The sequence below is a fragment of the Aquimarina sp. Aq107 genome (genome assembly GCF_943733665.1).
Lineage (GTDB): Bacteria > Bacteroidota > Bacteroidia > Flavobacteriales > Flavobacteriaceae > Aquimarina.
Map to the genome: position 1 here is coordinate 2,966,642 of NZ_OX030782.1, position 14,648 is coordinate 2,981,289.

At 33.1% G+C, this 14,648-nt stretch carries 14 protein-coding genes; 9 read left to right on the plus strand and 5 right to left on the minus strand.

The features are described 5' to 3' along the window. The first annotated feature begins 25 nt into the window (after window positions 1-25). Window positions 26-382: a hypothetical protein gene (locus NMK29_RS12745; protein WP_108803854.1), complete on the plus strand. Its 357-nt coding sequence runs from the start codon at window positions 26-28 to the stop codon at window positions 380-382. A gap of 126 nt (window positions 383-508) precedes the next feature. On the opposite strand, the gene NMK29_RS12750 is transcribed toward NMK29_RS12745, so the two are convergent. After that, entirely contained in the window at window positions 509-1,399 is an 891-nt protein-coding gene (locus tag NMK29_RS12750; RefSeq protein WP_108803853.1) for a hydroxypyruvate isomerase family protein, read from the minus strand. 328 nt (window positions 1,400-1,727) lie between these two features. Between NMK29_RS12750 and NMK29_RS12755 the strand changes: the two genes are divergently transcribed. Genes NMK29_RS12755 through NMK29_RS12785 form a run of 7 tightly spaced genes read left to right on the plus strand, consistent with a single transcriptional unit; the run spans window position 1,728 to window position 9,353 of the window. After that, complete coding sequence (locus NMK29_RS12755; RefSeq protein ID WP_108803852.1) at window positions 1,728-3,419, plus strand: GMC oxidoreductase; 1,692 nt, start codon at window positions 1,728-1,730, stop codon at window positions 3,417-3,419. 10 nt (window positions 3,420-3,429) lie between these two features. Beyond that, entirely contained in the window at window positions 3,430-4,068 is a 639-nt protein-coding gene (locus NMK29_RS12760; protein ID WP_027391997.1) for a gluconate 2-dehydrogenase subunit 3 family protein, read from the plus strand. A gap of 25 nt (window positions 4,069-4,093) precedes the next feature. Next, entirely contained in the window at window positions 4,094-5,080 is a 987-nt protein-coding gene (locus tag NMK29_RS12765; RefSeq protein ID WP_108803851.1) for a sugar phosphate isomerase/epimerase, read from the plus strand. Between the two features lie 13 nt (window positions 5,081-5,093). Then, window positions 5,094-6,326: an MFS transporter gene (locus tag NMK29_RS12770; RefSeq protein ID WP_108803850.1), complete on the plus strand. Its 1,233-nt coding sequence runs from the start codon at window positions 5,094-5,096 to the stop codon at window positions 6,324-6,326. Window positions 6,327-6,328: 2 nt separating this feature from the next. Then, window positions 6,329-7,474, plus strand: coding sequence for a Gfo/Idh/MocA family protein (locus tag NMK29_RS12775; protein WP_108803849.1), 1,146 nt, complete (start codon window positions 6,329-6,331; stop codon window positions 7,472-7,474). 6 nt (window positions 7,475-7,480) lie between these two features. Beyond that, the gene (locus NMK29_RS12780) at window positions 7,481-8,533 is read left to right on the plus strand and encodes a sugar phosphate isomerase/epimerase (RefSeq protein ID WP_108803848.1); all 1,053 of its coding nucleotides are present in this window, start codon (window positions 7,481-7,483) and stop codon (window positions 8,531-8,533) included. 16 nt (window positions 8,534-8,549) lie between these two features. Continuing rightward, on the plus strand, window positions 8,550-9,353 hold the full coding sequence (locus tag NMK29_RS12785; RefSeq protein ID WP_108803847.1) for a DUF1080 domain-containing protein: 804 nt from the start codon (window positions 8,550-8,552) through the stop codon (window positions 9,351-9,353). Here NMK29_RS12785 and NMK29_RS12790 read toward each other — a convergent pair whose 3' ends face one another. Then, window positions 9,354-10,235: a carbohydrate kinase gene (locus NMK29_RS12790; protein ID WP_108803846.1), complete on the minus strand. Its 882-nt coding sequence runs from the start codon at window positions 10,233-10,235 to the stop codon at window positions 9,354-9,356. A gap of 207 nt (window positions 10,236-10,442) precedes the next feature. On the opposite strand from NMK29_RS12790, the gene NMK29_RS12795 reads away from it, so the two are divergent. Next, window positions 10,443-10,847, plus strand: coding sequence for a response regulator (locus tag NMK29_RS12795; RefSeq protein WP_108803845.1), 405 nt, complete (start codon window positions 10,443-10,445; stop codon window positions 10,845-10,847). A 30-nt stretch (window positions 10,848-10,877) separates the two neighbouring features. Here NMK29_RS12795 and NMK29_RS12800 read toward each other — a convergent pair whose 3' ends face one another. The 3 genes from NMK29_RS12800 to NMK29_RS12810 all read right to left on the minus strand — a co-directional run bounded on the left by NMK29_RS12800 (window position 10,878) and on the right by NMK29_RS12810 (window position 14,646). Beyond that, window positions 10,878-12,002 (minus strand): ATP-binding protein, encoded by a 1,125-nt coding sequence (locus NMK29_RS12800; RefSeq protein ID WP_159092248.1) that lies wholly within the window; start codon window positions 12,000-12,002, stop codon window positions 10,878-10,880. Window positions 12,003-12,307: 305 nt separating this feature from the next. Continuing rightward, complete coding sequence (gene argH, locus NMK29_RS12805; RefSeq protein WP_108803843.1) at window positions 12,308-13,585, minus strand: argininosuccinate lyase; 1,278 nt, start codon at window positions 13,583-13,585, stop codon at window positions 12,308-12,310. After that, complete coding sequence (locus NMK29_RS12810) at window positions 13,582-14,646, minus strand: M20 family metallo-hydrolase (protein WP_108803842.1); 1,065 nt, start codon at window positions 14,644-14,646, stop codon at window positions 13,582-13,584. The genes argH and NMK29_RS12810 overlap by 4 nt, the downstream gene beginning before the upstream one ends. Window positions 14,647-14,648 lie beyond the last annotated feature (2 nt).

Here is a 14,648-nt window from a genome sequence, read left to right on the forward strand (position 1 = left end):
TATTATAAAAATAGATGAAGACCCCATGAATAATAGAAAGCTTACTAAATTTGCAATCTATGCAATTGCAGTACTTTGTGCAGCACTGATTAACGAGTTTGTGATTAAATATGTAAAAAGACATATTCATGAACAAGGGTATCTTTTGGTAATCATAGATATGTTAATAGTGGTGTTAATTTTTGCTCCAGCTTTTGCGCTAGTATCTAAATACACAAAAAAACTATCTAAAGCGTATTTAAAGACATCAAAAAAAGTTTCAAGTAGCAAAAATGGGAATCTGTTAGGTTTTACTGTAGCAATTATTATTTTGTTTATTCTTTTTGCCTATTTACGACATAATATTAATGTGATTCAGGATTTAAAAACTATAGTACCTTAGTTTAGTAAATTGTCAATCTGATCTTGTCGAAGACTTTAGAATCTTTGTTTTATTAATTTTACTTCGACAAGTTTGGTGTAACAAAAAGAAAAACATTACTTTTTATTAGACAGTAATAATAGAAGGTTAAACGTCACAAATTGTTATTCCTTCTTTTAGCGCCTCTAAACTATCTTGATACGTCGGAATAAACTCTTGAGCTACATAACCTGTAAACTTATTAGCTACAATAGCTTTCATAATAGCTGGATAGTTTAATTCTTGAGTGTCATTTATCTCATGTCTTCCTGGAACACCACCCGTATGATAATGAGAGATATAATTTTTATATTTATTAATGGTAGCAATAATATCTCCTTCCATAATTTGCATATGGTAAATATCATAGAGTAATTTAAAATTAGTAGAACCAATTTTATCAACCAATTGAACTCCCCAAGGCGTATGATCACATTGATAATCTTTATGATCTACCTTACTATTAAGTAATTCCATTACTAAAGTAACATCATTCTTTTCTGCATGTTTTACAAGTGGTTCTAATCCCACAGAACACTGTTCTAACCCTTGATCAGAAGAAATACCATTCCTATTACCCGAAAAAACGATAACCTGTTTTATACCCGAGTTAGACGCTTGTGAAATGAGATTGAAATATTTTTTCTGAAGTTCCTCATGATTCCTAGGATCATTAAACCCTTTAGTAATACTAGCAAAGGTATCTGTTGCCAAAGAACACTTAAGTCCTTTTTTTATAACAACTTCCCATTCATCCGGTTTTAAAAGATCTATCGCCTTAATGCCTATATCGTTTGATTTTTCTGTAAATTCTTCCAATTCGATATTACCATAACACCACCTACATACCGCGTGATTTATATTTCCTTTCAAACTATTTTGAAAGGAATTCGAAATATCTCCTGATATGGACTGCGGTATTACGACACCTCCAAGACCAATAGCACCAATACTAAGAGAAAGATTCTTAATCGCTTTTCTTCTATTTAATTTTGACATTAGCTTTGAATTTTTTTTTAATGTATCACTAATTTAATTAATGATTTGTTAATTGTATTGTTAAAAAGCAAACAAACTTCTTATATTAGAACCTGAATTTGATGATATTAATTTTATAACTATTAATTATTATCATTTTTAGCTAAAACGCCTTTCTTCCAGAACAAGAAGAAAACAGACAAACAAAACTACTATCAGAGCTAACAATAGTGCTTGTAAAATCACTATATGAGTTATATAAATTAATAGAAGTCTAATACTATTTCTATTGATTTATCCTATTCATTATTATTTAATTTATAGACTGTCTGTAAACATCAAAAAAAGTATGGAACAAGAACCTCAATATGACGCAATTGTCGTAGGAACAGGAATTAGTGGTGGCTGGGCTGCCAAGGAGCTTTGTGAGAAAGGGCTTAAAACACTGGTATTAGAGCGTGGCCGTATGGTTACCCATATCGATGATTATACCACTGCCAATGATGATCCTTGGGATTATGATTTGAAAGGTGAACCTTCAAGATCTGAAATCGCCGAACAGCCAAAACAACATCGTACGGGATACGTAACTGATAAGGCGCATCGTCATTTCTTTGTTAATGACCTAAAACACCCCTATAATGAAACCAAACGTTTTGATTGGATACGAGGCTATCACGTTGGAGGTCGATCATTAATGTGGGGAAGGCAAAGTTATAGATTATGTGATTTTGATTTTGAAGCAAATAAAAAAGAGGGGATTGCTGTTGATTGGCCAGTTCGTTACAAGGATATTGCTCCTTGGTATGATAAAGTAGAAGAATTTATTGGTGTTAGTGGAGAAAAGCTAGGATTAGAACAACTACCAGATGGACAATTTCTTCCTCCAATGGAACTAAATTGTGTAGAAGATCACCTAAAAAAGAATATTGCTGAGAATTATGAAGATAGACTTTTAACTATTGGAAGAACTGCACATATTACTGGCACCAAGACGTTTGAAGGAAGGATGAATTGTCAATACCGTAATCGTTGTATGAGAGGTTGTCCTTTTGGAGCATATTTTAGTAGTAACTCCTCTACTCTGCCAGCGGCAGAGAGAACTGGAAATATGACTTTACGTCCTAATTCTATTGTTCATCAAGTATTATATGATGATAAGACAGGAAAAGCAACTGGCGTAGAAGTAATAGATACGATCTCCAAAGAAAAAATACAATTTACTGGCAAAGTTATATTTCTATGTGCATCAGCAATTGCTTCAGCGAGTATATTAATGCAATCGAAATCAGAACGTTTTCCGAACGGAATGGGTAATGACTCTGGAGAATTGGGTCATAACATTATGGATCATCACTTTAAAGCTGGTGCTTTTGGAAAATATAATGGGTTTGAAGACAAATATTTCAAAGGTAGAAGACCCAACGGAATTTACATCCCTCGTTTTAGAAACATCGGAGGAGAAACTGACCAAAAGAATTTTAAACGTGGATATGGGTATCAAGGAGGCGCTAGTCGTTCTAATTGGGAAGAAACTATTGCCGAGCTTGGATATGGTAAAGAACTAAAGGATAAAATTTTAGAACCTGGTGGATGGCGTGTTGGACTTATGGGGTTTGGCGAATGCTTACCATATCACGAAAACAAAATGAGTTTAGATTATAATAATTTAGATGAGTGGGGATTACCAACAGTAACATTCGATGCAGAGTTTAAAGAAAATGAACTTGAAATGCGAAAAGATATGATAAAACAAGCAATGGATATGCTTACCAAAGCTGGTTTTACAGATATACAACCTTGGGACGATATTGGAGCTCCTGGTTTAGGAATTCACGAAATGGGAACTGCTAGAATGGGTAAAGATCCAAAAACATCAGTTCTAAATGCAAACAATCAAATCCACGCAGTACCTAATGTATATGTTACTGATGGAGCATTTATGACTTCTGCCAGTTGTGTAAATCCATCATTAACCTATATGGCATTTACCGCAAGAGCTGCAGATCACGCAGCAACACAAATCAAAAATAACGCTTAATCTTAGTACTATGAACAGAAGAGAAGCATTAAAAAACATAGGGTTATCAGCTGGATATATTGCCGCTACCCCAACAATACTAAGTCTATTACAAAGCTGTCAAAAAGAATATGTATTGGATTGGACTCCAGAGCTACTATCAATAGATGAAGGAAAAGCTTTAGAACAAATAGTAGATCTTATTCTTCCGGAAACGGATATTCCTGGCGCAAAATCATTACATGTACCAATGTTTATTGACAAATTTATCAATCAAGGTGTAGAAGAAGCTGAGGAAGCACAAATGTTTAAGTACGGTGCAGGAGTTATCTTAGATGAACTAGGCGTTAACGAAGAAAAAAATGTTGACGATGTAACCGTAGAAGAATATGATGCATTGCTAGCTAAATATTTAAAAATTTCTAAAGAAAAACGAAAAGAATACTGGGAAGAAATGGCCATGATAAAAACTCCTGAAGATTTAGAAAAAGTATCTAAAGAAGCAATATCTTTTACTTTCCTTTCTTCTGTAAGAGATCTATCTATTTATGGATTTAAAACCTCAAAAGAGATTGCAGAAAATGTACTTAACTATCTACCTGTACCTGGAGAATATATTGGTTGTGATTCTGTAGAAAACTTAACCGGCGGAAAAGACTGGGCTTTATAAAAATTACCTAACTAAACTTAAAATTATGTACAAAACCATCCTTAAAGGGCTTTTATGCTTGCTAATCATTAGCTCCTGTAAGAAAACTACTAAAGAAAATACAACAATCGAACAAGAAGAAGAAAAAATCATAGAAGAGCCAAAAGAATCAGTACCTTTTTTCGAACTATCACTAGCGCAATGGTCACTTCATAAAGAAATACAATCTGGGAAATTAAATCCTATGGATTTTGCAAAAAAAGCAAAAGAGTTAGGTTTTTCTGGAGTAGAATACGTTAGTCAATTATATTCATACAAAGATGCAAAAGATCCTAAACTAGCATTACAACAAATTTTGGATTCTTTAAAATCAGAAAGTAACAAACATAATGTACAGAACCTTCTGATTATGGTAGATGGAGAAGGAGACTTAGCGGTAATTGACGAAAAAGAACGAAATCAAACTGTAGAAAATCATAAGAAATGGGTAGATGCAGCTCAGTTTTTAGGATGTCACTCGATACGAGTTAATTTATTCGGTACAAATGATCCAAAAAAATGGGTAGAAGTTGCTACTGATGGGTTGACTAAATTATCAGAATACGCAGCTACTAAAGATATCAATATAATTGTAGAGAATCACGGATATCTTTCTTCTAATGGCTCTTTACTTGCAGAAGTGATGCGAAATGTAAACAAACCAAATTGTGGTACGTTGCCTGATTTTGGGAATTTTTGTTTAGAACGTGAAGGAGGTAAACGATGGGGTGCTAAATGTGTTAAAGAATATCCTAAATACAAAGGAACTGAAGAATTAATGCCATTCGCAAAAGGAGTAAGTGCTAAATCCTACGATTTTGACGAAAATGGAAAGGAGACTACCATAGACTACAAAAAGATGTTAGAGATTGTTAAAGCATCAGGATATCAAGGGTATATCGGTGTAGAATATGAAGGTAATCGATTAAGTGAAATTGATGGAATTATCGCTACACGTGATTTATTAATTAGCCTTTCTAAACAACTAAATTAACCAACTACTAACTATGAATAAATTTATTCAGTTTCAGTTATCCTTACTAATGTTCTTAGAGTTCTTTATTTGGGGTGGCTGGTTTGTAACCATGGGTATTTATTTACCTAATTCTTTAAATACAAATGGCGGAGAAATAGCTATGGCATATTCTACGCAATCTTGGGGAGCTATTATTGCTCCATTCATCATTGGGCTAATTGCTGATCGTTTTTTTAATGCAGAACGTATCTTAGGAGTATTACATCTTATAGGGGCAGTTTTAATGTATCAAATGGCAAATGCAACGAATTTTTCTGCTTTCTATCCATATGTACTTGGGTATATGATCGCCTATATGCCAACACTTGCTTTGGTAAACTCTGTATCATTTAATCAAATGACAGATCCTGCAAAACAGTTTTCATTTGTACGAGTTTTTGGAACAATAGGATGGATTATTGCAGGTCTTGTGATTAGCTATGTCTTTCATTGGGATTCCGCAGAAGGGGTTGCTAATGGAATGCTAAAAAACACCTTTCTGATGACTGCTATAGCCTCTGCTATCCTTGGCGTATTTAGTTTCACTTTACCTAAAACACCACCTAAAATTGGTAAAGATCAAAAAGTAACAATTTCAGATATTTTAGGATTAGATGCAATAAAACTTTTAAAAGATAAAAACTTCTTAATGTTTTTCTTAGCATCCATACTTATATGTATTCCTCTTGCATTTTATTATCAGCATGCTGGGCAATTTTTAGGAGAAATAGGTGTTGCAAATCCGGCTGCAAAAATGACCATTGGTCAAATATCTGAAGTACTATTTATGTTACTTCTACCATTTTTCTTTAAAAAATTTGGATTCAAAAAAACAATATTAGTAGGAATGTTAGCTTGGACAATTAGATATTTATTATTTGCATATGGTAATTCAGGAGAGCTTGCTTTTATGCTTATTGTTGGTATTGCCTTACACGGTATTTGTTATGATTTCTTCTTTGTTTCGGGACAGATTTATACCGATTCTAAAGCTGGAGAAAAGTTCAAAAGTGCCGCGCAAGGCCTTATTACTCTAGCTACCTACGGATTAGGAATGTTAATTGGATTTTATGTTGCAGGAAAAATTACGGATACAAACCTGATTTCTGAAGGGCAACATAATTGGAATAGCATTTGGATATTCCCAGCTATTTTTGCTGCTACAGTAATGATACTATTTGCTGTTTTCTTCAAAAACGAAAAAATAGAATATAAAGAAAACTAATTATGTCAAAACTTAAAATGGGAATGGTCGGTGGTGGCACTGGATCATTCATTGGTGATGTTCATCGCAAAGCTGCTGGTATTGATGGGATGATTGAATTAGTTTGCGGAGCTTTTTCTTCTAGTAAAGAAAAAAGCCTTATCTCGGGAAAAGAACTAGGGATATCAGATAAAAGAGTATACGGCGACTTTGAAGAAATGATTGTTAAAGAAGTAAAGCTTCCAGAAGAAGAACGGATGGATTTTGTAGCTATTGTTACTCCTAATCATATGCATTTTCCACCCGCAAAAATGGCTTTAGAACATGGATTTCATGTAATTTGTGACAAACCTCTTTCTCTAACATTAGATGAAGCAATTGAATTAGAAAAAGTAGTCACTTCTTCTGGGAAAGTATTTGCATTGACACATAACTATACCGGGTATCCAATGGTGAAGCAAGCAAAAGCTATGATTGCGAAAGGAGATCTGGGAAACATCCGAAAAATCAACGCTCATTATTTACAAGGATGGCTTTCTACTGCGGTAGAAAAAACCGGTCAAAAACAAGCTGCCTGGAGAGTGGATCCTAAACGTTCTGGTATCGGTGGTGCTTTAGGAGATATTGGAACGCACGCAGAGAATTTAATAGAATATATATCAGACATTAAAATTAGTTCTATTGCGTCCGACCTTACGGCTTTTGGGGATGGACGAAGTCTAGATGATGATGGTAATATATTATTACGATTTGAAAATGGTGCTAAGGGAATCATGTCTTTTTCGCAAATTGCAACTGGAGAAGAGAATAACTTAGGTATTAAAATCTATGGTACTAAAGGTAGTATTGAATGGTATCAAGAAAATCCAAATCAGCTTATTGTAAAATGGCTAGATCAACCCAAACAAATATATACTCCTGGTGGTAATGGAACATATCCAGAATCATCAGAATATGTTAGGATTCCGGCAGGACATCCAGAAGGATATTTAGAAGGATTTGCAACAATTTATAGAAGCTTTGCCAAAGAATTAATAAATTTCAAAAGTAAAAATATGATTTCCCAGCATTTAGATTTCCCAACTGTTATTGATGGTGTTAGAGGAATGAAATTCATCTATGCTGCTGTAGAAAGCAGTAAAAATAATGCTAGCTGGATTAAAATTTAAAAAATTATGAAAACGATAAAAGGACCGGCAGTATTTCTTGCACAGTTCATGGATGATAAAGAACCTTTTAATTCGTTAGACGGATTATGCAAATGGGCATCTGATTTAGGATATAAAGGAATACAAATACCCACTTGGGAAACTCGGTTAATTGATCTAAACACTGCAGCAGAAAGCCAAACGTACTGCGATGAATTAAAAGGTAAAATAGCCGATTATGGTTTAGAGATAACGGAATTATCTTCACATCTTCAAGGGCAGCTAGTTGCAGTGCATCCTGCTTATGATTTAATGTTTGATAACTTTGCTCCTGATGATTGCAAGAATAATCCTAAAAAACGTACCGAATGGGCAGTTAATCAAGTTAAGAATGCCGCTACGGCAAGTAGTCGATTAGGAATTAAAGCACACGGCACATTCTCAGGCTCCTTGCTATGGCATACCATGCATCCATGGCCACAACGTCCAGCTGGATTAGTAGAAATGGGATTTGAAGAATTAGCTAAACGCTGGTTACCTATTCTTAATCATTTTGATGAGCAAGGTGTAGATGTTTGCTACGAAATTCATCCTGGTGAAGATTTACACGATGGAGTTACTTTTGAAAGATTCCTAGAAGCAACAGGAAATCATAAACGCGTAAATATATTATATGACCCTAGCCATTTTGTTTTACAACAATTGGATTATTTAGAATACATTGATCATTATCATGAATTTATAAAAGCTTTCCACGTAAAAGATTCAGAATTTAATCCTACAGGGAAAAAAGGAGTTTTTGGAGGATATAGTGATTGGATAGATCGAGCTGGACGCTATCGTTCTCCTGGAGATGGACAAATTGATTTTAAAACAATATTCTCTAAACTGACACAATATGGTTGTGATGTTTGGGCGGTTATGGAATGGGAATGTTGTATCAAATCCCCGGAGCAAGGGGCCAAAGAGGGCGCCCCATTTATTCAAAATCATATTATAGAAGCCACCGAAAAAGCTTTTGATGATTTTGCTGGAGCAGAAATCGATAAAGAACAACTAAAAAAAATATTAGGATTATAACCAACAGAACATCATTATGAACAAAATCATATATCTATTTTTAATTTGCAGTATCATTTTTTCCTGTAATGAACAAAAAAAAGAAGCAAGCACTGTCCCTAAGATGGATACTGTAAAAGATGAACAACCTCCTACCCCTAAAAAAGAAATCACCGATCCTAAAGAAACTGAGGTATGGGAACCAGAACCTAAAGCAATTTCTTTTGATAAAACCAATATTCCTTCAGATGCAATTATACTTTTTAACGGAGAAGACTTAAGTCAATGGATCTCGACAAAAGATAGCACTACTGCCGGATGGACAATCAATACTGATAAAACAATGACGGTAAAACCTGGAACGGGAGATATTCAGACGAAAAATAATTTTGGAAGCGTCCAATTACATCTAGAATGGAAAGCTCCTAATATTGTAGAAGGAGAAGGCCAAGGAAGAGGAAATAGTGGTGTGTTTTTTCAAAATAAATACGAAGTACAAATTCTGGACAGTTATCAAAATCGCACCTATTCTAACGGACAAGCTACTTCTATTTATAAACAACATATACCGTTAGTAAATGCTACCAAACCGAATGATCAATGGCAGACGTATGACATTATATTTCATCAACCAGAATTTACAAATGATAAAAAAGTGAAATCAGGGTCATTTACTGTAATTCACAATGGAGTCTTAGTACAAGATCATGTAGAAATATTAGGTAGTACAGAATATATTGGCCCTCCAAAAAATGAAGCACATGGCAAAGGACCTATAAAATTACAAGATCATAATAATCCAGTACATTATCGAAATATTTGGATTAGAGAATTGAATTAACTATTGACTTTTTATAAAATCCTGAACCTCTCTATCACTAAAAAAAGGATTAGCACCTGCGCTACCTGCTACCATGGCTCCTATCGCACAAGCATAATTCACAGATAATTGAGGTTCATTTTTTTCTACTAATTTAGATATTAACGTTGCTAAAAAAGAATCTCCTGCACCAACAGTATCTACTACTTTAATGGTATATCCATCATTATGATAAAAAGAATTATTATAATATAAGGTTGCCCCCTTTCCTCCTTTGGTAATACAGATTTGAGAAGTATTGGTATATGCCGCAATTGACTTAATCTGCTCTTCGAGAGTAGATTCTTTTATTCCAAAATGAGTACAGATCTCATCCAATTCTTCATCGTTCAATTTAATAAAGTCTGCTTTTTTCATTAAATCGTTAAGTAACTGTGTGTCATAATGTGGTGGTCGAAGGTTGACATCTAAAATTTTAAACTTGGCTTTATTAAAAAGTTTAAACAAAGTATTTCTTGAAACATCATTTCTAGCTGCTAAACTTCCAAAAATAAAAGCATCAGAAATAATCACTTCTTCTTCAGCTTTTTGAGTATTTTCTATAAAATCCCAAGCAACAGGACGACTAATCTCATAGGACGCTGTTCCTTCTTGATCCAAAGAAACCAAAACTTCACCAGTATGATATTGATTATCCTTTTGAATCGTATCTAACGATAACCCCTGTTTATTTATATATTGGATAATGTCTTCTCCTAAGTCATCGTTCCCAACTTTAGTAATAATCGAAGCATCTATCCCCATTGTTTTTAATCGTAAGGTAACATTTAATGGTGCTCCTCCAATTTTTTTGTGATTAGGAAATATATCCCAAAGGACTTCTCCGAAACAGGTGATTTTCATAAGTAATTATTTTACAAACTAAAATAACTCTTTTTTAAAGAAAATTTAATAGAAATAATTATTCTATAAATCTATACAATAAACATAGTTAATGCAGTTAATCCGATAATTTAAACCTTTGCCCCAAAAGTGCTTTTAAAGTATCTGTCATTTTACAATATTTTTTCTATTCTTTACGAAATTCGAAGTTCACTAATTATAACTTCAATGGTAGAAACGGTATTACTAATCGATGATGATAAAGCTACTCAATATATTCATAAAAGAATTATCACCAAGCATAATGACTTTAAGAATGTACTTACATTTTTAGGAGGAGATATCGCGTTGACTTATCTAAAATCTATAAATGTAAGTTTCATAAAAAAACCACAGCTTATTTTTGTAGATTTAAATATGCCGTCTATGAATGGGTGGGAATTTATTGAAGCGTACAATAAATTGGGTGATGATATTATAAAACATAGTAAACTTATGATTTTAACGACTTCTTCGAATCCCAATGACATTTCAAGATCAAAAACAGTAAAAGGTGTTAGTGATTATATTGTTAAACCTCTTTCAAATCAAAAATTAGATCACATTCTAAAAACATATTTTGTAAATCATTAGTATTTATAAAATTAACATCTAAATAAAATACTAGGTTAGAAAAACCTTAAAACTTGTTCCCACTCCGACTTTACTTTTCACCTCTATTTTACCTCCCATTGCTTCTATTTGATTTTTGGTAAGAAATAGTCCGACCCCAACAGCATCTTTATTTTTATGAAAAGTTTTATACATCCCAAATAAACTCTCTCCATGTTTTCTAAGGTCTATGCCTGCCCCATTATCAGAAACTTGTAAAATTAATCGACCATTCTCGTGAAAAGCATTCAGTTTTATCTTTGGGTTGCGTTCTGAATCAGAATATTTAATAGCATTAGATATTAAATTAAGTAAAATGCTTTCTATAAATGCTGGATTATATTCTAAAAAACACTCTGTTGGGACTTGGTTTATAATTACAGCCTTTTTTTGGGTTATATTTCCTTTTAAGATATTAACTGTCTTCTCTATAGATGTATTGAGGTTTACCGTTTTCAATTGTTGACTTACGTCTGTATAGACCGTTACAATTTCGTTTAGATGTGCCATCGTATCCGAAAACCCTTCTGACACTTTTTTCACATGCCCCATAATTTCGTTCTTTTCATTAAGGTCAGATTCTTTTTCAGCTAATTCAAGAAGTAATTCTAGGTTATTGGAGTATGATCGTAAATTATGAGTTGCTATATGGGCAAAATTCATTAATCTTACATTTTGTGATTCTATAACATCAATTGTCCTTTTTACTTCTTCTTCTTTCTTTTTTTGAGATGTTATATCTATTACACATCCATTCCAAAGAAAACTACCATCCATCAATTGTATCGGTCGTCCGTTTCCTCTTAACCAACGAACACCTTTGGAAGGTAATACTACCCTAAAATCATAGCTCCAACTTTTTAACGTTTTCATTGAGTTATTTACTATGTCAAAAACTGCCTTAACATCATCTTTATGGATCCTATTAATAGCTGGGGCTGCATCATATTTTACCTCTTCAGGCATTACTTCATACACATTCCATAGGCCTCTACTGGCAAAAGGAAGTGTATATTTTTTTTCTTCTGGAAAATATCGAAATTGATAAATTAGTTCATCCGTATGCTCTAACAAAGATTGAAGTTCATCCTGATCATTCACAATAATATCATCGCTTTTATTCTCGGAAACTTTCATTTCTTGGGGTTTAGTTATTGACATAATGAAAGTATAAAACTAAATTTTAAAATAATGGAAACTAATTTTACAACCATCAAAAAATCGATAAAAAACACAAAAACAAGTCAAAACACTTAAAAACTTATTTATTTTTAAAAAACAACCCTCAGTGGTTAACTACTCCACTGAGGGTCTAGGTTGAAGCTAAAAAAATTAAACTAACTCAACTTACACTCAATTAACTGCTTCAACTTCTCTTCTATATCATCTAGTTCCTTGTTTGAGTAGATTCCGGTCAGCACGGAATAACAAAGAATATTTCATTACACTCTATTTAATTTCTCTTTAATATGATCTAAACACAAATTATTAATACTACCTGCATGACTATGCTTTGTATTCTTCTCTGGTTTGTAATTTCCATTTTCGATGTCTAATCCAATTTTTACATACGCATCTCTAAAGGACATTCCTTTCATAACTAATTCATTTAGTGTATCTACACTAAACAAATAATCATATTTATCATCATCTAATATCGTTTCATTAACCTTTACATTTTTCATGGCGTAGATAGCCATTTCTAATGATGCTTTCAGATCCTGAATTGCAGGAATAATTCCTTCTTTTAGTAATTGTAAATCCCTATGATATCCGCTAGGTAAATTATTAGTCAATAAACTCAATTCATAAGGTAATGCTTGAATTTTATTACACTTCCCTCTAATTAGCTCAAATACATCCGGATTCTTCTTATGTGGCATAATACTAGAACCAGTTGTAAATTCTGAAGGGATACTCATGAAATCAAAATTCTGACTCATATATAAACAAACATCCATAGCTAATTTAGATAATGTTCCTGCCACACTACTCATTGCAAAAGCAGTGGATTTTTCGGATTTACCTCTACTCATCTGAGCCGCAACTACATTATATTTTAAGGTTTCAAAACCAAGTTCTCTAGTCGTGAATTCTCTATCTATTGGAAATGAACTTCCATATCCTGCGGCACTCCCTAATGGATTTTGATCTACAACTTTTAATGCTGCATTTACAAAATGTAAATCATCTACAAAACTCTCTGCATATGCAGAAAACCATAGTCCAAATGAAGATGGCATTGCAATCTGAAGGTGCGTATATCCTGGCAACAAAACTTCTTTGTATAATTCTGCAGAATCTAATAAGTTCTCAGACAACTCTTTAATTTGAGATTTTATTTGTATTAATTCATCTTTCAGGTACAAATGCATGGCTACTAACACTTGATCATTTCTAGACCTAGCAGTATGAATTCTCTTCCCTGCATCTCCAATTTTTTTTGTTAATTCAAATTCTATTTTAGAATGTACATCTTCAAATTCATCTTCTATTACAAAAGTCCCTTCTTCGATCTGCGTAGCCAATACTTTTAGTTCTATTTCAATTGCAGAAATATCCTTATCCGTCAGTAATTCTATCTTATGCAACATTTTAGCATGTGCTAAAGTTGCTTGTATATCATATTTAGCTATTACTAAATCTAGTTGCCTGTCATTACCAACAGTAAATATGTCTATTTTTTGATCTGTTGGTAATCCTTTATCCCAAAGTTTCATACTATTCCTTCTAAAATTTTAATATACAATGCTATGCCTTCTTTAATTTCATCTACATATATAAATTCATCTGCAGAATGCGATCTTGTAGAATCTCCAGGACCTAGTTTTAAAGATGGACAACTTAATACAGATTGATCTGAGAGTGTTGGCGAACCATAGGTTGTTCTCCCTAAAGCAATTCCTGATTTTACAATTGCATGATCTTTTGGTATTGATGAGGAACCTAAATGCAACGATCTAGGTTGTACCTCAACATTACTTGGCATTGCTTGTTTAACTATTTCTAAAACCTCTTGATTTTTATATTTATCATTCACCCTAATATCAATTACCAGATTACAATGAGATGGAACCACATTATGCTGATTCCCTGCATTTATCTGCGTAACGGTCATTTTTACATCTCCTAAAGTTTCAGATCTCTTTTCAAAGGTATATTCCTTAAACCATTCGATTACGTCAAGCATATTATAAATTGCATTATCATCATTAGGATGTGCTGCATGACTTGCAGTACCTTTTACAGATACATCCAATACCAACAATCCCTTTTCTGCAATTGCTAACTGCATCAATGTAGGCTCTCCAACAACTGCAAATTCTACATTTTTTAGGTATTTAAGAATACTTTTTAACCCTAAAGCCCCACTACTTTCTTCTTCTGCAGAAGCCGCGATTACAAAATTATATTTTAAGTCATCTCGATCGTAGAAATAGGTAAATGTAGCAATTAATGACACCAAACAACCTCCTGCATCATTACTACCTAACCCATATAATTTACCTTCTTCTACAAAAGCTTTAAAAGGGTCATTGGTATAATTACCATTAGGTTTTACCGTATCATGATGAGAGTTTAATAATATTGTTGGTTTTGTTTCATCAAAACTTTTGTTATACGCCCAAATATTATTGTTCTCTCTTTCAAAAGGGATATTATATTGATCAAACCAATCTTCTATTAACAATGCAGTTTCTTCTTCTTCTGAAGAAAAAGATTGAGTTTCGATCAGTTTATGTAATAGCTCAATAGCTTTATTAGTTAGTTCTTGTATCATTA